At 66.0% G+C, this 22,156-nt stretch carries 14 protein-coding genes; 9 read left to right on the top strand and 5 right to left on the bottom strand.

Going from position 1 to position 22,156, the window contains the following annotated elements:
- Nucleotides 1-89: 89 nt before the first annotated feature.
- Nucleotides 90-4,148: a type VII secretion protein EccC gene (locus HMPREF9006_RS05125; RefSeq protein ID WP_009212501.1), complete on the bottom strand. Its 4,059-nt coding sequence runs from the start codon at nt 4,146-4,148 to the stop codon at nt 90-92.
- Nucleotides 4,149-4,286: 138 nt separating this feature from the next.
- On the opposite strand from HMPREF9006_RS05125, the gene HMPREF9006_RS05120 reads away from it, so the two are divergent.
- Nucleotides 4,287-5,708, top strand: coding sequence for a hypothetical protein (locus tag HMPREF9006_RS05120; RefSeq protein WP_009212500.1), 1,422 nt, complete (start codon nt 4,287-4,289; stop codon nt 5,706-5,708).
- Entirely contained in the window at nt 5,708-7,408 is a 1,701-nt protein-coding gene (locus tag HMPREF9006_RS05115) for a translation initiation factor 2 (protein WP_009212499.1), read from the top strand. Before HMPREF9006_RS05120 ends, HMPREF9006_RS05115 begins: the two co-directional genes overlap by 1 nt.
- 1,774 nt (nt 7,409-9,182) lie before the next feature.
- Here HMPREF9006_RS05115 and HMPREF9006_RS05110 read toward each other — a convergent pair.
- Both HMPREF9006_RS05110 and HMPREF9006_RS05105 read right to left on the bottom strand, forming a co-directional pair.
- Nucleotides 9,183-9,464: a WXG100 family type VII secretion target gene (locus HMPREF9006_RS05110; RefSeq protein ID WP_009212498.1), complete on the bottom strand. Its 282-nt coding sequence runs from the start codon at nt 9,462-9,464 to the stop codon at nt 9,183-9,185.
- A 21-nt stretch (nt 9,465-9,485) separates the two neighbouring features.
- A complete protein-coding gene (locus HMPREF9006_RS05105; RefSeq protein ID WP_193389671.1) occupies nt 9,486-9,791 on the bottom strand; it encodes a WXG100 family type VII secretion target in 306 nt (101 codons plus the stop codon).
- A 198-nt stretch (nt 9,792-9,989) separates the two neighbouring features.
- Here HMPREF9006_RS05105 and HMPREF9006_RS05100 point away from each other — a divergent pair, with 198 nt between their 5' ends.
- From HMPREF9006_RS05100 to HMPREF9006_RS05070, 7 genes are all read left to right on the top strand, one after another.
- A complete protein-coding gene (locus tag HMPREF9006_RS05100) occupies nt 9,990-11,351 on the top strand; it encodes an EsaB/YukD family protein (protein ID WP_034231144.1) in 1,362 nt (453 codons plus the stop codon).
- A gap of 3 nt (nt 11,352-11,354) precedes the next feature.
- Nucleotides 11,355-12,806, top strand: coding sequence for a type VII secretion protein EccB (locus tag HMPREF9006_RS05095; protein ID WP_009212495.1), 1,452 nt, complete (start codon nt 11,355-11,357; stop codon nt 12,804-12,806).
- Nucleotides 12,803-14,233 (top strand): S8 family serine peptidase, encoded by a 1,431-nt coding sequence (locus HMPREF9006_RS05090; protein WP_009212494.1) that lies wholly within the window; start codon nt 12,803-12,805, stop codon nt 14,231-14,233. The genes HMPREF9006_RS05095 and HMPREF9006_RS05090 overlap by 4 nt, the downstream gene beginning before the upstream one ends.
- Entirely contained in the window at nt 14,230-15,426 is a 1,197-nt protein-coding gene (locus HMPREF9006_RS05085) for a S8 family peptidase (RefSeq protein ID WP_009212493.1), read from the top strand. Before HMPREF9006_RS05090 ends, HMPREF9006_RS05085 begins: the two co-directional genes overlap by 4 nt.
- A 310-nt stretch (nt 15,427-15,736) precedes the next feature.
- Nucleotides 15,737-16,126, top strand: a complete 390-nt coding sequence (locus HMPREF9006_RS05080; protein ID WP_009212492.1) for a YbaB/EbfC family nucleoid-associated protein — start codon at nt 15,737-15,739, stop codon at nt 16,124-16,126.
- Between the two features lie 5 nt (nt 16,127-16,131).
- Nucleotides 16,132-17,517 (top strand): hypothetical protein, encoded by a 1,386-nt coding sequence (locus HMPREF9006_RS05075; protein ID WP_009212491.1) that lies wholly within the window; start codon nt 16,132-16,134, stop codon nt 17,515-17,517.
- Nucleotides 17,514-18,896 carry a hypothetical protein gene (locus tag HMPREF9006_RS05070; protein WP_009212490.1) on the top strand — a complete coding sequence of 461 codons (1,383 nt, stop codon included), beginning with the start codon at nt 17,514-17,516 and terminating at the stop codon, nt 18,894-18,896. The genes HMPREF9006_RS05075 and HMPREF9006_RS05070 overlap by 4 nt, the downstream gene beginning before the upstream one ends.
- Before the next feature lie 144 nt (nt 18,897-19,040).
- Here HMPREF9006_RS05070 and HMPREF9006_RS05065 read toward each other — a convergent pair whose 3' ends face one another.
- On the bottom strand, nt 19,041-19,718 hold the full coding sequence (locus tag HMPREF9006_RS05065) for a potassium channel family protein (RefSeq protein WP_034231138.1): 678 nt from the start codon (nt 19,716-19,718) through the stop codon (nt 19,041-19,043).
- Between the two features lie 972 nt (nt 19,719-20,690).
- Nucleotides 20,691-21,704, bottom strand: a complete 1,014-nt coding sequence (locus tag HMPREF9006_RS10845) for an endonuclease domain-containing protein (RefSeq protein WP_034231134.1) — start codon at nt 21,702-21,704, stop codon at nt 20,691-20,693.
- Nucleotides 21,705-22,156 lie beyond the last annotated feature (452 nt).

Here is a 22,156-nt window from a genome sequence, read left to right as displayed (position 1 = left end):
ACGACGCGACACACGAGAAGACATCCTCAACTCCTACTTTCAAACTGGTCAATGATAAGCAAGTCCTGGGCCTCCCTGTCAAGGACGGTTCACATGGCGGGTGGGGTCCACGTCAGCTGCGCGGCAACCACCCCGAGGTCGCGGTGGATGACCTGCGCGCGGCCCGGGACGGCGCGCCTGGGCTTCACGCCGTTGATGATCGCGCCCTCCTTTGGATTACCCGACAGGAGGATGCCGGTCACAGCTAGGTCGCCCATCATCTGTATAACCTTCTCGTAGGCCGCACGCGACGCGCCACCCATGCGGCGGGTGATGATCACGTGCAGGCCGATGTCGCCCGCCTGCGGCAGCAGGTCAATGAGCTCCATGAGCGGGTTGCCCGACGTGGTGGCCACCAGGTCGTAGTCGTCGACCAGGATCCACACCTCCGGACCCGACCACCACGTGCGTTCGCGGATCTGCTCCGCGGTCACGTCCGAGCCGGGCAGGCGCGTGCGCATGAACTTCGCCAGGTCACGCAGCTGCCCGATGGCCTCCTGGTGGTTGGTCAGGTAGCGCAGCGAATAGTCCTCCGGGATGTCTCCCAGGAGCGAGCGGCGCATGTCCAGGGCCACGATCTTCGCCTCGTTGGGGGAGTACAGGCGCGTGATCTCCTGGATGATGGAGCGCAGGAACGCCGTCTTCCCGGTCTTCGCGTCGCCGAAGAGGTAGAGGTGAGACTCCGAGCGCGTGTTGAAGAGCAGGGGCCCGAGGCGCGACTCCTCCAGGCCGAGGATCATGTCCCCGCCGCCGCGCGGCAGGATCTGCTGCTCCGGAAGCTGGGCGAGGATCTCCTGGCCCGTGATGCGTTCGGGCAGCAGGCGCAGCTTCGGTCCCTCCCCGGCCACCAGGCATTCGCGGATCTTCTTCACCGTGTAGGCCACGCCCTGCGACACGGTCGTCGGGTCCTGCTCCTCGTCCGCGCGGGGCAGGCCGATCATCATCTCGTGCCCGACCATGTCGATGCCTCGGCCCGGGCGCCCCTTCGGGATGCGGGCGGCGCCCTCGCGGTTGACGATCGACTCCTTCGGGTTCGCCGTGTGCAGCTCCAGGCGCGACCCGAAGATGTCCTGAGCCTCCGAACGAATGTCCATCCAGCGCGCCGCGGCGATCACCAGGTGAACGCCCAGCGACAGGCCTCGGCTCATCATCGTCGTCACCTCTTTGTCGAGGCTGTCGAACTCCGAGCGCAGCGCGCCCCAGCCGTCGACCACCAGGAACACGTCGCCGTAGCCGTCGTCGTAGCGGCCCTCCAGGCGCCCGCGCCGGTAGGTGTCCATCGAATCGATGCCGTTGTGGCGGAAGTAGCGCTCGCGATCGTCCATGATGGAGGCGATCTCGGCGAGCATACGCGTGCGCACCTCGGGGGTGTCGCGCGTCGCGATGCCGGCGACGTGCGGGGCGCCGTCGAAGCCCGCGAAGGTGCCGCCACCGAAGTCCATCACGTAGAACTGGACCTCTTGCGGCGTGTAGGTCAGCGACAGGGCCTGCACGATCGTGCGCAGCGCCGTCGACTTACCCGTCTGAGGGCCGCCGACGAGCGCGAAGTTACCGCCCGCCCCCGACAGGTCCAAGACCAGGGTTTCACGCCGCTGCTCCAGCGGCAGGTCGACCGTGCCCAGCGGGACGCGCAGCGTCCCCGACTCGCGCCACGCGCGCGACACGAAACCCAGGTCCGGGTCGGCGCGCAGGTCCGGCATGAGGGTCGCAAAGGTGTCCGGAACCTCCAGGGGAGGCAGCCACACCTGGTGAGCGGGGTAGCCCTTGCCCTTCATCTTCGCCACGGCGATGTCCATCTCGGACATGTCCGCCCACTCCTCGTCACCGGCCAGGACCACCTCCTGGTTCTGGTCGACCTCCTCCTTGTCCTCACCCAGGGAGTCGGCGCGCGTGATCACGGGAGCCACCGTGAACGGCAGAATCTCGATCGGGGCGCTCGGGGCGCCCGCCGTCGAGGCCTCGGACAGGGAGGCCAAGGTGCGGGCGGGCGGAGGAGCGGCCACGTAGGACGCGCGGAAGCGAACCAGGCCGTCTCCACCGGCCTTGAGGTAACCCGAACCGGGCAGGGGAGGAAGCTTCGCGGCGTCCGGAATACCCAGGACCTCGCGCGAATCGTTCTCCGTGAAAGTCTTCAGGGCGACGCGGTAGGACAGGTGCGACTCCAGGCCGCGCGCCTTACCCAGATCCATCTTCTGCGAGGCCAGCAGCAGGTGAACCGACAGCGAACGGCCCAGACGGCCGATCATGATGAAGACCTCGCCGAACTCCGGCTTGGCCACCAGCATTTCCGTGAACTCGTCCAGGACGATGAACAGGGCGGGCAGCGGCGGGAACTCGTGCTTGCCCGCCAGGCGGTCGGCCTCGTAGTCGCTCACGTTCGCGTAGTTGCCCGCCTGGCGCAGCATCTCCTGGCGGCGAACCATCTCGCCCTGCAGCGCGTCCTGCATGCGGTCAACCAGGGACAGCTCCGACTCCAGGTTCGAAATCATGGCCGACACGTGGGGCAGGTCCGCCATGCCCGCGAAGGTCGCGCCACCCTTGAAGTCGACGAGCACCAGGTTCAGCTGCTCGGGCGAGTGGGTCAGCGCCAGCGCCAGCACCAGCGTGCGCAACACCTCGGACTTACCCGAACCGGTCGCGCCGATCAGCAGGCCGTGCGGGCCCATGCCCTGCTGGGCGGATTCCTTGATGTCCAGGACCACGGGCTTGCCCTCGGGGGTCACCGCGAAGGGGGCGGCCAGGCGCTCGCGGCCCTCGCGGCGACGCCACTGCTTCTCGGGGTCGAAATCGCGGATGTCGCCGATGCCCACCAGCTCCATGAGGTCCTTCTGGCGGGACTCGTCCGAGCGGCCCACCGGCGTGTCGGCCTCCTCCAGGCTCTGCTGGGTCGCAAACGGCGTCATCCGGCGGGCAATCGCCTCCGCCTGGACCGCCGACAGTCGGTCCGCGTGCGCGCTCTCGGGAACCGAGTCCATGGTGACCACGTCGACCACGTCGGAGCCGTTTCGGTCCGCGCTGGGGTGGATGACCAGGCGCAGCGTCGTGTGCGAGGTCATCGGGGTCCACTCGCGCGCGCGGCTCATGATCGTCACGCCGCGAACGCCCGAGGGGGAGGCCAGCGGCGAGGAGGAGGGGAACTCGGCCCCGTCGCACACCAGCAGCAGGTGAGGCCACTCCGGCATGTCGTCCGTCAAGCGGAAGGGACCCCTCATCGGGATGTCCGGGCCGATCATCTCGGCAAGCTCCGCGGGATCCGTGGAGATCATGCGGCCCGGACCCACCGCGTCGCGCACGAGGGAGGAGCGCGCCTGAGGCATCCACTTGACCCACTCCCAGTCGCCCAGCCGATCGGCCGAACACAGGACCGCGATCTTGAGCTTCGACGGCTCGATGAAGCACGCCAGGTGCATCATGATGGCGCGCATCTCGTCGTAGACGGACTCGCCCTCACCCGCGACCTCAATGTGGCTGAAGTCGCCCAGGTACAGGAACATGCCGACGTTATCCGTGTGGTCATGAACCCCGATGAAGCGGTCCATCGCAGACAGACACACCACGTCCATCTCAGTCATCGGGTCGATCGGCGGACGGTTGAACGTCAAGCCGAGGGGCTGGGTGCCGCTGCCGTAGCGGAACGCCAGCAGGTCGTAGGTGTTGCCCTCGCGCGACCACAGGCGCGAGCCGTTGGCCGCCAGCGTCACCAGCGCGTCCGGGTCCGGGTACACCCAGTTGTAGTAGGCGCGCTGCTTCTTGGCGACCTTGCGCACGGCCTCGCGGGTCTCCGCCAGGTACGACAGGTACTCGCGGCGCTGGGTCACCACGCGCGTGCGGTACTGGGAGAACTGGCGGTACATGTTGAAGCCGACCATGCCCAGCATCGCCACGAGCATGCCACCGCCCATCAGCAGCATGCGCGGGTTGGACTGCTGCTGTTGCTGCTGCAAGGCCATGAAGATCATCACGCCCGTCGAACCCAGCATCGGGATGACCATCATCAAGACGTTGCCGATCGACGCGGGCTCGGCTTTCTCCGGCGGAATCTGGAGGTCAAGGGTGCCCGAGGGCTGCTCCGGAACCTTGGCGATGCGCCTCTTCTTGCGTGTAACCATCAGGTCTCCTCGCGCTGCGCGCGTACGTGTTCGATGCGACTGCTCCCAGTGTAGCGGAGTGGACTTCCAAGTTTTAACCGACGGTTAGCCTCGGTGCACTACACTGGGCACTGTTGTTTCCCTGAGATCGGAGGTCCGATGAGCGCACCCATGGTGTCCGTGACCGTAATCGACCAGGATGGCGCCTCCGATTTCGCCGCCCCCCAAGGGACCACGGTCGCCGGGCTGTGTGCCATGTTGGCCATCGACCTGACCATTCCGTCGGTCCGCCTCACCCATGCGGACGGGCGCCCCCTCGACAGCGCGGCCGTCCTCGGCAGGGAGCTTCCCTCCGGGTCCGCCATCGCCCTGTCCAGCCGTGTCCTCTCCGCCCAGCAGGCCAACGAGGCCTCCGCCCGTCACGAGAACCAGTGGCTCTCCCCGGTCCTCGCCCTCGTCGGCATCTGCTTCCTCCTCGTCGGCGCGATCACCTCGCTGTGCCTCATGCCCCTCGTCGCGGACGCGACCCTCCGGGGGTTCAAGTACCCCGAGGACGGCCCGATGTGGGCGATCATCCTCGCCGGGATCCCCGTCTGGCTGCGGATCCTGTGCTCCCTCCTGTGCTGCGCGGGGGCCCTCGTTCCCCTCTTCGCCTCCCGCCTCGTGCGCTCGCGGCCGGCGATGCTCCTCCTGATGCCCGCGCTCGCCGGATACAGCTCCATCGGCCTCGTCTCCGGTGCGGGCGTGCATGCCCTCGAGGTCGCCCCCGTCGTCGCCGTCTGGGTGGCCCTCATCGCCGCGGTCGCCGTCGCCTCGCTGACGGGCACCCCCGCAGCGGTCAGCGCGATCCTCGTCTGGGTCGGGGCCGTCGCGCTCGTCACGGTCGGCGCATACCCGGTTTTCCACCTCGTGAACGTCGCTCCCCTCGCGGTCGTCGTCGGGATCCTCCTGTTCCTCATGGCTCCCAGGCTCGCGCTGCGCGTGCCCGACAACCAGCTCGTCGATGCCTCCTCCGTCCTCACGATCCCCGTGCGCATCCGTGAGGAGCCCGCGCAGACCCCCAGCCCGGTGACGGGCGGACGCATGGCGACCGCCCTGGGCCACACGGACGCCCGAAATGCCCTGATCGTCACGGCCTCGACCCTGTTCGTCCTGGTGGGCGGCGTCCCCCTAGCCCTGTCCGTCACCCCCACCATCGACGTGGGCCGGGGCATCGGCGGATTCGTCCTGGTGATCGCCGCCATCATCACCTTGCTCACCTCCCCGCGCGCCACCCGCAACCACCTGGGCCGGATTCTGCCGCGCCTCAGCGCCGCGGGGCTGGCCGCGGCCTTCCTCCTGGGGGCCTGGGTCCAGTCCTGGACCGGCCACATCGGCCTCTACCCCCTGCTCCCGGTGTGCGTCCTCATCGTCGTCGGCGTCTCCGTCGCCGCCGGAGTCGCCCTGTATGAGCCGAAGGGGCACGCGGCCCTCGCGGGAACCATCCTCGATTTCGTCCAGACCTTCTGTACCTTTCTTCTCCTTCCCGCGGCGTTCATGGCCTCGGGCCTGTTCGAGTTCGCCTGGAGGGCGGTCCTGTAATGCCTGACACCCACACGACTCCTTTCGCCCCTGCGGCTGCGTCGCGCCTGGTGGGCGCCTACGTCATCGACCTCGCAATCCTCGCCGCGTTGCTCGGGATCACCTGGTTCGTCTACTTCACACCCCTGACGATGACCCTCATCACCATCGAGGCCGTCCTTGCCTCCGCGATCATGCTGGGAGCAACGGGACGCACGCCGGGGATGGCCGCCATGAAGGTGTGCCTCATCCGCGACGAGGGCGACGCGCAGACCCCCTCCCTGGGGTCGGCCCTCGCCTACACCGCCATGAACGTCGGCCTGCAGCTGACGGTCGTCGGACCCCTTGCCGCCTTCGCCATGGTCAACGACGGGCACACCTGGCTGACGGGCCCGACCGGCACCCGCCTCGTCGACCTGCGCAAGCACGCGGCGCTTGCGGCCGGACCCGGTGACGCGGCGCTGGGCGGAGGCGGGTACTCGCGGCCCGAGCGAACGCCCAGCGGCTTCGACGCCGTCCACACGAGCCCCGTATCGCAGGACTGGGGGGCGCCGAGCGCCCCGCTCGTGCCCGTCCCCTCCAGCGCTCCCGACCGCTCCGCGCCCGGTTACCGCGCGAACGACCCCTACGGTCCCGAGTTCGCTGCCGCTCAGCAGGGCGGCGCTGCGGCTCCCGGTGTTCCCTCGGGGTACGGGTTCTCTGTTCCTGCGGCGCCCGCCGCTCCTGGCGCGGCCGGGCCCTCGGTTCCTTCTGCGCCCGTTCCATCCTCGGTTCCTTCTGCGTCCGTTCCGCCCTCGGTTCCTTCTGCGCCCGTTCCGCCCTCCGGACCGTCGTATGGGGGCTCCTACGGTGGCCCCTCGGTCCCGCCCGCCCCGTCGGCTCCCGCGCCGGGCCGCATTGGTGGTCCCACCCAGTTCGACGAGGTCCTTGCGGCGCCCGCCGGCCCTGCCACGCCTGTGGCGTCAGCTTCCGGCGTGCCCACCGCACCCTCCGTTCCTTCGGCGCCCGCACCCTCCGTTCCTTCGGCGCCCGCCTCGATGTCTGCATCCGGTGTTCGCTCTGCTCCCACACCGAGCGCTCCTGTCGCGGGGTCTATGCCTTCGGCCCCCGCCGGTTCTGCCGCTTCTTCGGCGCCCGCCTCGATGTCTGCATCCGGTGTTCGCTCTGCTCCCACACCGAGCGCTCCTGTCGCGGGGTCTATGCCTTCGGCCCCCGCCGGTTCTGCCGCTTCTTCGGCGCCCGCGCCACCGCCTAGCCGCCGGGACTACCAAGCTGCGCAGGCGGGAACGCAGGCCTCATCGCAGTGGGGTGGGGATGGGCGGTCGCAGGTCGGCGTGCCCGGCCGGTCCCAGTGGGGGGCGCCCGCCGCTCCCACGGTGCGGCCGCTGCTGTGGATCATCTTTGATTCCGGGCAGCGCGAGCTCATTGATGCGCCACTGACCCTCGGCCGAGCGCCCGCATCGGTGGAGGGCTCCCGCTCAGTTGTGGTGCCCGACACGACGGTGTCCCTGTCGCGCACGCACATGCGCGTTGGCCCCACCGCAAACGGCGCGTGGATTGAGGACTCGTTCTCGGCGAATGGCACACAGATCCGCACCCCAGATGGGCGGATCACCGCCCTGACCGGCGGACAAGCGGTGGAGGTCCCCGCCGGCACCGAGATCCTCATGGGGGAGCGGCGAGCGACCATCGTCTACGCCGATGCTGACACCGCCCACTGATCCCGCGGCGGACTCGGCCGGCACGGCGGGTGCGGCGGTGAGTTGCGTGTGTCGGCCCGCACCCTCGGGCTGCCCCTGCGCTTGACCCTCGCCTGGCGATGCAACTGGACCCGCCCGTGCCTCGGTAGTGTGGCTTGAAATGGGGCAGTTTGTGGATGCGGGGGTGGTCGGGGTTTCACGGGGCCGCCCCTGTGTCAGGTCGCTCGCGTCGTGGTGTAACTGGGGCCGCCCCTGTCTCGGCAGTGTGGCTCGAAATGGGGCAGTTTGTGGATGCTGGGGTGGTCTGGGTTTCACGGGTCCGCCCCTGTGTCAGGTCGCTTGCACCGTGATGTAACCGGGACCGCCCCTGCCTGGGGCTGTTTGCGTCGCGGTGTAACCGGGGCCGCCCCTGTCTCGGCAGTGTGGCTCGAAATGGGGCAGTTTGTGGATGCGGGGGTGGTCTGGGTTTCACGGGGGGCGCTGGTGCGGCATGCCAGGGTGGTCTGGGTTTCACGGGGCCGCCCGTGCCTGGGGCTGTTTGCGCCGCGGTGTAACCGGGCCCGCCCGTGCCTCGGTAGTGTGGCTCGAAATGGGGCAGTTTGTGGATGCGGGGGTGGTTGGGGTTTCACTGGGGGCGCTGGTGCGGCATGCCAGGGTGGTCTGGGTTTCATGGGCCCGCCCCTGTCTCGGTAGTGTGGCTTGAAATGGGGCAGTTTGTGGATGCGGGGGTGGTCTGGGTTTCACTGGGGGCGCTGGTGCGGCATGCTGGGGTGGTCTGGGTTTTATGGGACCGCCCCTGTGTCAGGTCGCTCGCGTCGTGGTGTAACTGGGACCGCCCGTGCCTGGGGCTGTTTGCGTCGTGGTGTAACCGGGACCGCCCGTGCCTCGGCAGTGTGGCTCGAAATGGGGCAGTTTGTGGATGCGGGGGTGGTCTGGGTTTCACTGGGGGCGCTGGTGCGGCATGCCAGGGTGGTCTGGGTTTCACGTCCTCTTCGTCTGCGCCTGCATCGGGCCGACGGCGCCTAGCCAAGCAGTGCGATCCATCACCTTGTTGAAGTGTCAAGCGAGTCATTGGGCGTGAGAGCCAGGTGCGGCCGTGCTGCCACGCTGCGAATTTCGACCGCTTGACTTCGGCGTGAATCGCTGCCTTCTTCTTAGCTGGTGCCTCAGGGCGAAGCAGGGGCATACGGATGCGCAGCCGAAGAGAGCGGGATGCCCTAGCGGCGCTGGCGTGCGCATATCGTGGTGGGCATCGCAGCCCTGCTCGATCAGGTTAGGAACGGCAGAACCGGAGGATCTGCCCGCGCGGTGCGTTGGAGTGTGGTCGGGCGGTCGTCGCGTTTGCGGCACCCGAAGGAGGATCTGCCGGCGCGGCGCCTCGATGTGCCACCCGAGGGATCGCCGCGCTGGTGGAAGCCGGGGTACCGCCCCCACGAGCGCGGACAACAGACACAGACAACAGACATGGCCAACAGGCACAGACAACAGGCGCGGCCGAAAGATAGAAAGGTGCCGCCGCCACGAGCGCGGACAAGAGGCACAGACAACAGACATGGCCAACAGGCACAGCCAACAGGCACGGCCAAACGATAGAAAGGTGCCGCCGCCACGAGCGCGGACAAGAGGCACAGACAACAGACACGGCCAACAGGCACAGCCAACAGGCACGGCCGAAAGATAGAAAGGTACCGCCCCCACGAGAGCGGCCAACAGGCACAGATAACAGACACAGCCAAAAGACGGAAAGGGGCCGCCCCATCTGGGGCGGCCCCTCTATGCTCTCCGAGCGACGCTATCAGAAGCGGGCAGCGCTGGACTGGTCCGTCTGCTGGTAGTTGGTGCGAGCGGAGTCAACGGCGGTCGAGGTCTTACGCAGGACGTCCTTCAGGCCGTTAAGGCCCTCGTTCCACTTGCGCTGGGCGGCCTGGTAGGCTTCCTGAGCCTGGCCTTCCCACGACGCGACCAGCTGGTTGAGCGTCTGCTCGAGGTCGCTCAGGCAGCTATCGAGGTTGCCTGCACCGGTGTTGATGTCAGCGGCGGCCTGATCGAGGGCGCCGTACTGTACCTGGAAATCCATTTCAGTCTCCTATCGTCTCTATCACAGTCCGCCGAGAAGCTGAGAGAACGTGCTCTTAGTATCGGCCTCGTTGGCTTCCATGGACTGGTGCGTGCCGCGCAGGTTGTCAGCGAGCTCCTGCAGAGCCTCGTTAATCTTGCGGGCATTATCCTGCCACTGCTGCATCAGCTGCGTGAACTGGACAGAAGCCGCGCCCTGCCAGGAGCTGCCGATGGTTGACAGGTCGCCCTCGAGACGGGAGAAGTGACCCTGCAGGTCGGCGTAGGTCGACTCGATAGCCTGTACGCCCCTAGGAAGGGCGCCGTCCTCGGCCCTCTGGTCTGCCATGTGAACCTCCATTTTGTATGAGTGGACTCTCTCGCGGGGATGCGTGAGAGCATGGGGACATACGAATACTAACCATGTTTTCGAGAATTTTTTAGATGTTACGCGAAAATCATGACAAATCCTGACCGACAACCTAGACTTACAGGGTTGTGTCGTGTACTCGCTTAACCCCATCACACGGCATCTTGGGAGGATTCGATGGCATCGGTTGCATCTCGTGGCGTGGCGCTTATCCCACTCACGATCACCTATGGCGTGGATCGTAGCGACGTGACGATCCCCCAGTCGGTACCGCTGGTTGAGCTTCTCCCGGGACTGGTTGAGTCCGTCGGAGCCTTCAGCGACGAGCCCACGAATGACGGTTTTGCGGTGCGTACGGCGTCGGGTCGCCTCCTCGACCAATCGAAGTCCCTGGCCAGTCAGGGGGTGCGTGCGGGCGCCGCCCTTACCCTCGAGCCGCTCGGCGAAGGCGCGTCGGACATGGTCTACGACGATCTGACCGAGGCCGTGGGACAGGTCATCGAAAGGGTGTCCACACCATGGACGCGTGAGGATACTCGCACACTCGCCGCGCTGTGTGCTGCCGCACTCATCTTCGTCGCGGCGCTCCTCCTGGCGACCACGCCCCCCGACACGATCGCTTCCCTCGACAAGGATGCCCTGCGCACACAGAACTACCTCTACGGAGCGATCGGCCTCGTGTCCGCCATGCTCGTTACCGGAACCTCGGTGGTCGTCGCCCGCAAGAGCCCGGGACCGAGCGGCATCGCCCTGGCCCACACAGTTCCGCTTCTGACGGCCGCCGCCGCGCTGCGGCTGACCCAGAGCCAGTGGGACAAGGGGGGCTGGATCAGCGTTGGTGTCGGCCTGCTGATCGGCTCTCTTGCCGCACTCGCGCTGCCCAAGCGCTACCGAATCTCCATCGCGGCCCCGCTCCTCCTCGGCTCCGTGATCGCAGCCACCGGGCTGATGGTGCACGTCGGAAACCTCTCCCAGCGTGGTGTCTCGGCGGTCCTCTTTGCCTTCGTCGTGGTCCTGCTTCAGCTCGCCCCGTGGGTGGCGCTCGCCCACATCCCCGTCCGCATCCTCGACGCGAACACGACCGAGCAGATCCCCGCCCAGGGGGTCACCGACCAGGTGAGCACCTCCTTCGTCTTCGTCGTCGCCCTGCGCTCGGGCGGCGGGCTGGCGGCGATCTTCCTGACGGTGTCGATGCTCTCGGCCCCCGCTAAGGGGTCCGTGTTCCTCCCCCTCATGCTTGTGCTGCTCGGTGCGGTTTCCCTCATCCTCCAGACCCGCTCGATTCGGGCACGCGTGGAGGTTCTGCTCGGCGCTCTCACGGGCCTGAGCGCGATCCTGGTTGCCGCCGCCCTCGCGACCCGGACGGACGCGACGGTCCTGCCGTGGGTGACGCTCTTGGCGGTCGCCGCCGCGCTTGTCCTCGTCATCACGAACGTCGTCGGGCCTCGCATGCGACCCCACCTGGCGCGCCTCGCGGATACGCTCTCGGTGCTCTCGCTCTTTGTCCTCATCCCTCTGGCCGTCTACCTGTGGGGCTAAGTCATGCCGTCGAGTAAAGACATCCTTGAAGCCCAGCGCTTCAATCGCAGTCGCCTGATCACCGCTTTCACATCCGGCACCCCCAACGGACGCGAGGTTGACACTCCCTCGCCCGTTCGTCCGCTCATCTTCGGAGTCGTCGTCGCCGTCATCATGTGCGTGATCGGCGTGGGTACTCGCTTCTTCAGTTCGAATCCGGACCTGAACACGGTGAACTACGAGCTGATCAACGTCAAGGACACCGGCGCCCGCTACTTCTGGGCGAACGGCGTGCTTCACCCGATCAAGAACATCACGACGGCTAAGCTCCTCGCGCCGGAATCGGGACTCGGTTCAACGAAGGCCAGTGCTGCTGCCCTCGAGAACTATCCGCGAGGCCCCCAGCTCGGCCTCGATAACGTCCCCGAAGACGTTCCCGCCGCCAAGCAGCTAGCGAGCACGTGGCTGTCGTGCGATCTGGACGACTCCTCGCACACGTGGATCGCCAAGAGCCTGCCCTCCGAGCAGTTCAAGCTCACGGAGACCACCTCGGCGCTCGTGACCCCCGATCACGGGGGAACCAGGTACTTCATTGACGGAACCACGCATAAGAAGTACCTGATCAACGACGCCGACAGTCGCGAGAGTGAATGGGCGCTCGCGTTCCAGAACATCATCGCCTACCCGATCGACGTCGAGCCCGAGTGGCTTGAGCTCTTCCCGTCCGGCACGCAGCTGAGATCGTGGAGCTATCACGACATCCCGAACGCCGGCCAGCCTGCGACGAAGCTCCCCGGTTCCCTCAAGGACAAGGGGCTGACGATCGGCATGGTCGTTGACCAGATCGATTCCAACGGTCAGGTCCTCAACTCCTACCTGGTCGTCGACGAAGCTAACCTGGCGGTCTTCAACTCGACCGCGGCGCGCCTGTACAAGGACGCGCCGACCGGCAAGCAGCTCCCGACCGAGGAGTTCAAGGACATCGCCCCCGTCCACGCCGACTTCATCGGAGAGGACTGGCCGCCGTACGAGCACTTTGCCCAGGCCGAGTGGGCGAACGACAAGCGAGACTCGGCCACTCAGACGGTCGTGTGCGCGAAGATGGATACCACCGATCACGCGGTGCCCAAGATCGGCCTGTACACGATGCCCAAGAAAGACGCGGACGCCGCCTCCTACGATCCGGAGTCCCTGAACGCCACGACAGGGCCGGTCACGACGCGCAAGGTCACGGTCGGCGGCGGTTCGGGCGCCCTCGTCGCGATTTCCCCCGGGGGTGGAGAGGCCGCCGCCTACGGCTTCGTTTCCGACCTGGGATACTTCCACTCCCTCGGAGACGTGCCGAGCACCTCCATCAAGCTCCTCGGGTGGACGCAGGCCGACGCGACGGCCATCCCGCAGGCGTGGAGCAACCTCATCCCGCAGGGCGCCGAACTGACGCCCAAGGCGGCAGCGGCCTCAGTGGGGCTCTCGTGAGCGGCGGCACTGTCCGTTCGCGGGCGTTTGGACGAGGCCTCGTCGGCGCCTCGCTGACCGTCGGCCTCGCGCTCGCACCCCTGATCGTGCCCACCTCCTCACACGAGGCAGGGAACGCCTCCGCCTTCGGTGCCCGCGTAGCTCACGCGGACCCGGTGCCGACCCCCAGCGTGCGCCCCACGCCCACCGCTCCGCCTACCGAGGCGCCCAGCCCGACTCCGAAGCCAACGGAGAACCAGACGTGCCCGCAGGAGAGTCCGACGTACATCAAGGCTCAGCCCGCGATCCTCGATCACGTTGGGGTGCGGCGAGCGTGGGAGGTGTCGCGGGGCTCGGGAGTCACGGTCGCCGTGGTCGACTCGGGCGTCGCAGCCGGTAACCAGCACTTCAACGCGAGCGGCAAGACGGTCGTGTTGCCGGGGGTCGACTTCAGCGGCGAGAACACCGATGGGCGCGTCGACGTGGGGGAGCACGGAACCGCCATCGCGGGGGCGATCGCCGCCCAGCAGCTGCCCTCCTCCGTCGGTTCGGGGCTCATCGGCGTTGCCCCCGACGCGCAGATTCTTCCCGTTCGTGTCGAGACCGGCCTCGAACAGGGGGGGAACGCCAACCCGAAGCAGGGTGAAGAGACCTTCATGCAGCGCGTGGCGCGCGCGATCCGATGGGCCTCCGACCACGGCGCGCAGATCATCGTGGTCGCTCACTCGTCCGCCGAAAGCGATCCGCAGCTGGAGGCCGCCATCCAGGCCGTGCGGTCTCGCTCGCTCGTGGTGGCCTCGACGGGCAATACCTACCAGGATCAGCAGGACAAGCAGATCGTCTACCCGGCAGCCTACGAGGGGGTTCTGGCGGTGACCGCCAGCAACGCGGACGGCTCCTCCTCCGACCAGCAGGTCCACGGCGCGCACGTCGATGCGGCGGTTCCCGCCGGCGTCATTCACACCACCTGGTTCGACCAGGCCGACTGCCTGGTCGGCGGGTATTCCGGTGACACACCCCTCCCGTCCTCCTCGTACGCGACCGCCTACGCGGGAGGGTTCGCGGCTCTCGTGGCCTCCCGATACCCCAACGAGTCACCGGATATGTGGAAGTATCGCTTGGAGGTGACCGCCGTGCGCGGAACCGCAGATCAACGCACTGATGAACTCGGGTGGGGAATCCTTTCCCCCTACGATGCCCTGACCTTCGACGACATCGGCACGAGGTTCGGCCCGCCTCACCCGAACCCCGCAGCGCACCCCGCACCGCAGCATCCCGCCCAGGCTGCGCCGAGGCTGGTGGGGCGCGACACCATTCTCACCATCCGCACATACATCGTCTCGGCCGTGGTGGTGCTGGGATCTGCGCTGCTTGGCGGCCTGGTGATCCTCTCTCACCTGCGCGGGCGGCCCAGCGTCGTCGAAGACCCCGAGGAGGACCTGTCGTGAGCACGATACTGACGAGGCGCCGTGCGCGCCTTGGGACCACGGTTGCGAGCATCCTCGCACTGACGGGCGGCCTACTCGCTGTTCCCTCCGTTCCAGCCAACGCCGTCGGGCCCACGCTCACGGGCGCGGACCAGGAGTACTACGGCTACTACCGCCTCGATTCCCTGCACTCTCAGGGCTACACGGGGGAGGGAACGATCATCGCGATGATCGATGGGCACGTGAATACGAACGTCCCGGAGCTGGCTGGAGCGCACATCGAGAACAAGTCCCCCTGCGCCGTGTCCTCCAACGCCGAGGACCTCGATCACGGGACTGCCGTCGCACAGATCCTGGTGTCTTCCCGATTCGGTATCGCGCCCAAAGCTACCCTCTACACCTACGACTTGGCGTACCGGGACGAGGAGGCGGGCGCGGATTGCAAAATGCCCGGGTGGAATGGCGCAGGGGCCGCCGACACCTCGTTGCTCATCGAACAGGCGATCAACGACGGCGCGGACATCATTTCCATCTCCAGCAACTACCCCTACCAATCGCAGGACCTGCGGTGGGCGATGGCCCGCGCCCTGGCCGAGGGGGTCATCGTCGTCGCGTCGATGGGGAATGATTCGACCGAGGACGCTGGCGATGGGCTTCCCGTGTGGTCGGGCGTCTGCGGGGTCGGAGCCATCTACGCCGACGGCTCACTGACCGACTACAGCAACTGGGGCAACGGTATCGAAACGGCCGCCCTGGGCAGGAGCTACTTCCGCTCCGGCTCGGATGGGAGCATCCGCGATGCGCAGGGCACGTCCTTCGCGACGCCCATTGTCGCAGGTTTTCTGGCCATCGCGTGGCAGAGGTTTGGTGACGATGTGACGTCGAATCAGATCCTGCAAGCGATGACCACGACGGGCGTGGGAGGCAACGGCGAGTGGAACACGTACACGGGATTCGGTGCGATCGACCCGTGGGCGATGCTCAATGCGAGGGCAAGCAGCCTTCCCGACGAGAACCCGTGCGAGTCCAAAACCTACGCCTCGGATCCCAGCTGGCAGGATGTTGAAGACTACATAGATGGCACCGTCAACCCGTTGTTGATCAGAAACGACGACTCCTACGTCTATCGCGGCACGAACGAGAACGCCGCCTTCGACTCCCAGCACGACTACCCCGTGCACCTGGGCACCAGCCCCCGCTATCACGCGAGCTGAACCGCCTGTCCGTCTCCGCCGCGGGCGGACACGGGGAGACGGGCCGCCGCCGCGGCGATGTCGTCGCCCCTCCTCGCTCGCCGCGGGCGCAGAGCTACCGGGCGACGGAGCCGCGCGCCCAGCCACGGTTTGACAGGCGTGGACGAGGTGACGCTGCGGCCCGGCGCTTCGTGCTCCGCGCGCCTCTTCGGACACCGCGGTGACCGTTGAACTTTGAACAGTGTGCAGGGGCTGGGGAGGGTGGCGATGAACGAGCGTTCGAAGGATGAACAGTATTACGAGAGCAAGCGGGATCAGTTAGGATAACCGTATGGTAGAAGCACTGGGGCGGACGCCCGAAGAAATCAGACAGACACTCCGGAAACAGATGGCCGAAGCGGAGAAGAGGGCTTCAGACGCGCGCGAGCTCGTCGACCTCATCAAGAACGCCAAGGCCTCCGGTTTCGATTCTCGCCGCGAGGTTGAAGTTGAGGTTGACCCCGACGGACGTCTTGTGAAGCTATCGATCGACGACGAAGCACTCGAGGATGCCGACGCTCGCGACGTCGAGGATGCCATCATGGAAGCCTACGCGGACGCGGGACGCAACATGCGCGACTACATTCACCGTCAGACCACGGAGCGCTTCGGTGATGACGGAGGTACCTTGAAGGACTACCTCACCAACCTGGACGCGAACCTCGGCTCGTTGGGGCGCTGATCGGTATGAGTTTCGATCTCGGTGTCGACACGGACCTGATCAGGTCGCACGCATCCGACGTCAGCAGCTGCGCGGACATGCTCAACCAGAACGTGAGCACCGCAGCGGCCACACAGGGCCAGGTGAGTGGCAACGCCTTCGGTATTATCTGCTCCTTCTTCGTTCCTCCGGTCAGTTCACAGATCAAGAATCTGCAGAAGATGATCGAGGACTGCGCCGGCGCGGAATCCCGCCTCGTGAACTGCCTTTACCAGTGGGCGCAAGAAATGGACGACCTCGAGACGAAGATCGAGGACAAGTTCAAGAAAGAAAAGAAGGAATCGGGGGACAACCCGCCCGGCGGGTCGACTTCTTCCGGCGACGGGTCGACCTCTTCCGGCGGCGGGGCGACCTCTTCCGGCGGCGGTGGCGGTGGCGGAATGGGTTCCGGCTCCGGTGGCGGTGGCGGTGGCGGGATGGGTTCCGGCTCCGGTGGCGGTGGCGGGATGGGTTCCGGCTCCGGTGGCGGTGGCGGTGGCGGGATGGGTTCCGGCTCCGGTGGCGGTGGCGGTGGCGGGATGGGTTCCGGCTCCGGCGGCGGATCTTCTGATAGCGGGGGGACTGGCTCGCCTGCGATCCCTGCCACCCCGGGTCTCCACAGGGCCGACGGAGCGCATGGGGAAACGGACTCCATCACCGGCGACCACAAGAACCATGGGGGCGCCGACGGCAAGGACGGGAACGGTGCCGACGGCAAGGACGGGAATGGTGCCGACGGCAAGGACGGAAAGGACGCGCACGGCGGTAAAGGCGGCGGCGGAGCCGACGACTTCGAGGCCCTCCTCGGTGGCCACGACAAGGTGAGCGTCGACGATGATCAGCTGCGCGCCTTCTTGGAGCAACAGCGCAACGACGAGAATACTGACCTTGCTACCTTCTACGAGCGTCAGCATGCCGACCAGACCGAGGCGCTCGCCCGCTACGCCGACGCCCACCCCGGCCAGGACATGTCCGAGATCAAGTCGTTGGTTGAGTCAAATCAGCAGCAGCAGCAAGACTCCATGACCGACTTCCTGGCGCGCCAGCGCACGGAAGAAGAAGCGCAGATTCGCCAGTACGTGCAGGAGCACCCCCAGGCAACGAGTCGCGACTTCGATACGTTCATGTCGCAGCAGCGCAACGACCAGCAGGCTAGCTACCGTTCCTTCGTGGAGGAGCAGCAGAAGGCCCAGACCGCACGAATCGACGAGTTTACGAAGGCTCACCCCGATTCGAAGCCGGATGATGTACGTTCGCTCTTTGAGCGACAGGATAGCAACGGCGACCAGGACATCGAGAAGTTCCTCCATCGTCAGCGTCAGGACGAAGAACGTAGCTTGCGTCGCTTCGTATTCGAAGGAGTTAAGAAGTGAATCTTGAAGCTCCCGAGCATACTCGGAGTATTGATAACACAACCCCGACGGAGGGCCTGGGGTTCGTTGACCAGATCGTCGGCGCAGCCGACGACATCAGGAACGGCGATATCGTTTCCCTCGCCGAGTCCGCTAAAGGCATCTATGACGAGATCGGTAGTTTCGTCGCCGACCCCGTTGGCTATATCGGCAGCATGGTCGTTGAATGGATCATGCAGCATGTGGAACCCCTCAAGGGGTGGATCAATCAGCTGACCGGCGACTCGGGCCAGGTCTATGGGATGAGTTCCAGCTGGGATTCGATCTCGTCATCCCTGGCATCGATCGCTTCTGAACTCGACAGCGGCTCGTCCAGCGCCATGTCGAGCATGCAGGGCGAGGCCGTCCGCGCCTACCTGGAGCGTCAGGCGATCGTGGTGAGCGCCATCAACGCGATCTCTGATGCCTCGAGCGCATTTGGTGCAGCCCTGTCGAAGGTCGCCGATTCGGTCGATAACATTCACGACGCGGTGGTTGGCGCGATCTCGGACATTATCGTGACGTGCTTCGAAGTGGTTGCTGAGGTTGTCCTCTCACTGGGCACGGCGGCTCCGGTTGCTGCGGAGCAGGTCGCCAGCAGGGTCGCCAAGTGGGTTGGTCGGATCGAGCCGATCATGGAGACGCTCACCTATGCGCTTGAGGCTCTCCAGGCAATCTTCGCCGTCCTGACCTCTGCGGGCAGTGACCTGACCCGCGGCGTCGAGAAGATCGGTGAGCAGTGCCAGGCCCCTGGCGGGGGATGCTGCGGAGACGGCGGCATGCAACGGCGTAATCCTGAGCTTCCCGGTGATGGCAACTGGAATACCGATGGGCCGTTTTCCAACGGTGCCACCTCGGGCGGTACGAACAACGTCGGTGGCGACAACAACGGGATCAACGCGGGCGGTGACGTCAACATTGACAACAGTCAGCACGATGATCATCACGTCGAGGTCAATCCGCAGATCGAGCCGCACATCGAAGTTGGTGGTGGCGATAAAGAGTCGTCCCATAAGGGCGGCGATCATGACTCGGGTCACGACGGCCACGATAACGGTAAAGGCGCGGGCCACGGATCCAAACACGATGGCGATCACGGGACGCACAATGGTGGGAACCACGGAGGCAACCAGAGTGGGAACCACGGTAACCACAGCGGGAACCAGGGTGGGAACCACGGTAAGCATAGTGCGAACCAGGGTGGGAACCACAGCGGGAACCAGGGTGGGAACCACGGTAAGCATAGTGCGAACCAGGGTGGGAACCACAGCGGGAACCACGGAGGCAACCACAGCGGGAACCATGGTGGCAACCATGGTGGCGGTAGTTCTCACCACCGGTCTCATCGCCGTCACCACTGATGTGCCAGCTTGGCGTGGACGTGTCGTGAGGGCGTGAGCGCCCAAAACAATGCTCGACCGACGTCTTTGATCCGGCCTCGTGAGCTTCATCAAGCAGTGGGCCCCGCGCGAATCATCGCGCGGGGCCCACGTCTGTTTGCTTCCCTACGGGCGGTTCGCGAAGTACTCCAGCAGGTGCGAGTCGCCCGAGACGATGATCTCGTCGTCGGAGTTGATCCGGGTAGACGCGTCCGCGTACTCGAAACGTTGTTTTGGCCGACGAATTGCCAGCACATTCACCCCGTAGCGGCCGCGCAGGTCCAACTCCTCCAAAGAGAAGCCGTGGACTTCCTGCGGCGGGCGCAGCTTCATGATGGAGAAACCATCCTTTTCCATCTCGATGTAGTCGACCATGCGTCCTCCCACCAGGTGCGCTGTTCTCTTGCCCGCGTCCAGATCGGGGTACACGACGTGGTGGGCGCCGACGCGCCGCAGGATGCGGCCGTGTTGCGATGAGGTCGCCTTAACCCAGATGGATGAGATTCCCATGTCCACCAGGTTCGCGGTAATGAGCACGGCGGCCTCGAGTGACGATCCGACGCCGACGACAGCGCTGCGAAACTCGCGCGCCCCCAGCTGCTCCAGCGCGTCCTTCGATGTTGCGTCGGCCTCAACGAGCGGGAAGCGCCCCGCGAATGCCTGTACGCGCGCGGGATTCTTTTCCACAGCCAAGATCTCGTACCCGAGCTGATCCTGCGTCACTGCCACGGCCGAACCAAAACGGCCCAACCCAATGACGAGCGTGCCCGACTGGAGTTCCTTCGACTCGCGTTCATCTGCCATACCCCCATTCTTCCCTCCGGGCGTGCCGAGCGCGAATGGGGCGCGCGAGCGGCCCCGTGAAACAACCGTCAAACGCGTGGTGCACATGAGCATCCATGGGTGACGGTGCCCCCACCGACTCATCTACTCTGACTCATATCCTCTGTGGAAATCCATTGAGTCGGGCCATCTGCCGCGAGATATCGGATGCATGCCGTCATGGTGGTTGCCAGGGAGGCGAAAGCGTGGCGCGCCGTGCAACCGGGGCCGCCCCTGCCTGTGGCGGCGAAGGGGTTGGTGAAACCCGGCCCGCCCCTGCCTGCGGCGACGGAGGGGTTGGTGAAACCGGGGCCGCCCCTGGCTGTGGCGGCGGAGGGGCTAGTGAAACCGGGGCCGCCCCTGGCTGTGGCGGCGGAGGGGCTAGTGAAACCGGGGCCGCCCCTGGCTGTGGCGGTGGAGGGGTTGGTGAAACCGGGGCCGCCCCTGGCTGTGGCGGCGGAGGGGTTGGTGAAACCGGGGCCGCCCCTGCCTGCGGCGGCGAAGGGGCTAGTGAAACGCGGCCCGCCCCTGCTTCGCGTGAATCGCCGGATATTGGTGTTTCTCTTGAGGCGGGGGTGGTCTGGGTTTCGTGCTGCGCCCGAGAAGGCGTGGCGGGGGTGGTCTGGGTTTCGCGCAGCGCCCGACGCGGAGGCGTAGTGCGGCGGTCTGCCGCGGGAGCCCAGGGTGAGCTGCCGCGGCCACAGCTACTCAGTGGGGTCACAGGCCGATCGCGGGAAGGTGCTTGTTGAATCCGCGTGGATAGTGGCGATGGGAGAGAGACCCGGGAAACGCGGAGCCACGCAGTGAATCCCTCCCCAAGGCCTCTGGGCACGGGGAAAGCTACATTCCGGTCGAGCCATCAACAGATGTGACGCGCCAAGGCCTCTGGGTGCGGCGCAAGCCAGATGCAAGCCACCTTGGGTACCGGGTTCCACGCTACGTGAGCGAGAGAGGCTATCGTCCCAATCGCGAGCGAATGGCGGCCCGGATCTGTGCCACTACCTCGTCCATGTGGCGTAGGTCGGACCAGCGGATGCGAATCACCAGCCATCCTTCCACCTCGAGTCTCCTCTGACGCCGCTGTTGCGCTTCAACACTGTCGTGCACCTCCTCGACGGTGTTTCCGTACTTGACGCGGCCGTCAAACTCAATGGCAATCTTGAGGGCCGGAAGTGCGATGTCGATGAAGTAGGTGTTGTCGCGACAGTGGACTTCCTCCTGGGTCGTGAGCCCAGAAATTCCGGCGCGGAGCAACGCGAGTAACACCAGAGCCTCACCCGGTGACTCGCAACCGGCGTTCGCGTTGCGTGCAATCCACTCTGCGCGTCTCCTCCCTGGAGTATTGACGGGAAGCAGCGATGCTTCGGCGAGGAGGTCTCGGCGTGCTTCAGCGAGCCGAGCGCGTGACTCACTGGGTCGGAAGCGGTTGAAGTGTGACGCACGTGCCAAGCCCGCACAAGCCAGGACAAATGCCTGCTCGTCGCAGCATGTGCGGGCACAATCGACCAGGATGCGGCTGGGTGCGGCGATGCGAAAGCCAAGGAACTCTACGGAAGCTGCTGGCTGGCATGGCCGACACGTCCGCAGCGTCACGCCTGGAATGTGTTGGTCGCCCGGCAACGTCAGGGAAGGAAAATGCACGATCCGGCTGCATCCGCGTGTTGGCGCGTAAGCGATGAGCTCCTCAAGGCGTCCTTCTCCTGGCAAACCGAGCAGCGGTGCAGTAGCTGCCCCGCTGAGCACATGTGAGGGCAAACGAATACTCAGAGCGCTCAGTCTGGCTGCGAAGACGACATCCCGGCGCTGTTGAACCCCAAGGTCGGCAAGCGCCGCTGTCGGAACATAGATTCCGGACAAGAGCCGCACTATCTCTCGTGCCTTACACCGCCGATGCAATTGGACTTTGGTGCCGTGTACTCCTACAACCAACAGCTGCGATCTGATCGCAGTGATTTCATCGGGTGTCATAGCGGCTTCTCTCTCCCAGGGTGTGCTGACCAAACTCAAGGTCTTGTCTTGACTGTGCGCGGCCGCTGCCGGATCACACAAGCGCCAGATCCGGTCCTGTGGATAACTCGCTGCCACTGGGGACGAGAACGACGCGACGAGGAGGAAGCTCTCGCGTCGCAGGCGTCAAGAGGTGACCGCGGGCGGTGAGGGCATGGTCTGGTCGATGCAGGTGTGCGTCGAAGCGGCAATGAGGTGACCGTGAGTGGTAGGGCCATCGTGCCGGCCAGTTAAGCTGCCGCTTTTGCGTCTGATCGCACGGGAAGACGTGGGCGCGCTGACCTGCGGGGTCGGAAGAGCGGGCTGGTGATAGTGGGGCGGCCCGTCCCTGTGGTGGCGGAGGGGGTGGTGAAACTGGGGCCGCCCGTGTCTGTGGTGGCGGAGGGGGTGGTGAAACTGGGGCCGCCCGTGTC

It is taken from the genome of Actinomyces sp. oral taxon 180 str. F0310 (assembly GCF_000185285.1).
Taxonomy (GTDB): Bacteria; Actinomycetota; Actinomycetes; order Actinomycetales; family Actinomycetaceae; genus Pauljensenia.
Note: the sequence above shows the minus strand (reverse complement) of the source record. Positions and strands in the feature narration are given on the sequence as shown.

Excerpts from the sequence above, each read along its gene's own strand:
- HMPREF9006_RS05125 (WP_009212501.1), bottom strand. The coding sequence starts at position 4,148 with ATGGTTACACGCAAGAAGAGGCGCATCGCCAAGGTTCCGGAGCAGCCC.
- HMPREF9006_RS05120 (WP_009212500.1), top strand. The coding sequence starts at position 4,287 with ATGAGCGCACCCATGGTGTCCGTGACCGTAATCGACCAGGATGGCGCC.
- HMPREF9006_RS05115 (WP_009212499.1), top strand. The coding sequence starts at position 5,708 with ATGCCTGACACCCACACGACTCCTTTCGCCCCTGCGGCTGCGTCGCGC.
- HMPREF9006_RS05110 (WP_009212498.1), bottom strand. The coding sequence starts at position 9,464 with ATGGATTTCCAGGTACAGTACGGCGCCCTCGATCAGGCCGCCGCTGAC.
- HMPREF9006_RS05105 (WP_193389671.1), bottom strand. The coding sequence starts at position 9,791 with ATGGCAGACCAGAGGGCCGAGGACGGCGCCCTTCCTAGGGGCGTACAG.
- HMPREF9006_RS05100 (WP_034231144.1), top strand. The coding sequence starts at position 9,990 with ATGGCATCGGTTGCATCTCGTGGCGTGGCGCTTATCCCACTCACGATC.
- HMPREF9006_RS05095 (WP_009212495.1), top strand. The coding sequence starts at position 11,355 with ATGCCGTCGAGTAAAGACATCCTTGAAGCCCAGCGCTTCAATCGCAGT.
- HMPREF9006_RS05080 (WP_009212492.1), top strand. The coding sequence starts at position 15,737 with ATGGTAGAAGCACTGGGGCGGACGCCCGAAGAAATCAGACAGACACTC.
- HMPREF9006_RS05075 (WP_009212491.1), top strand. The coding sequence starts at position 16,132 with ATGAGTTTCGATCTCGGTGTCGACACGGACCTGATCAGGTCGCACGCA.
- HMPREF9006_RS05065 (WP_034231138.1), bottom strand. The coding sequence starts at position 19,718 with ATGGCAGATGAACGCGAGTCGAAGGAACTCCAGTCGGGCACGCTCGTC.
- HMPREF9006_RS10845 (WP_034231134.1), bottom strand. The coding sequence starts at position 21,704 with ATGACACCCGATGAAATCACTGCGATCAGATCGCAGCTGTTGGTTGTA.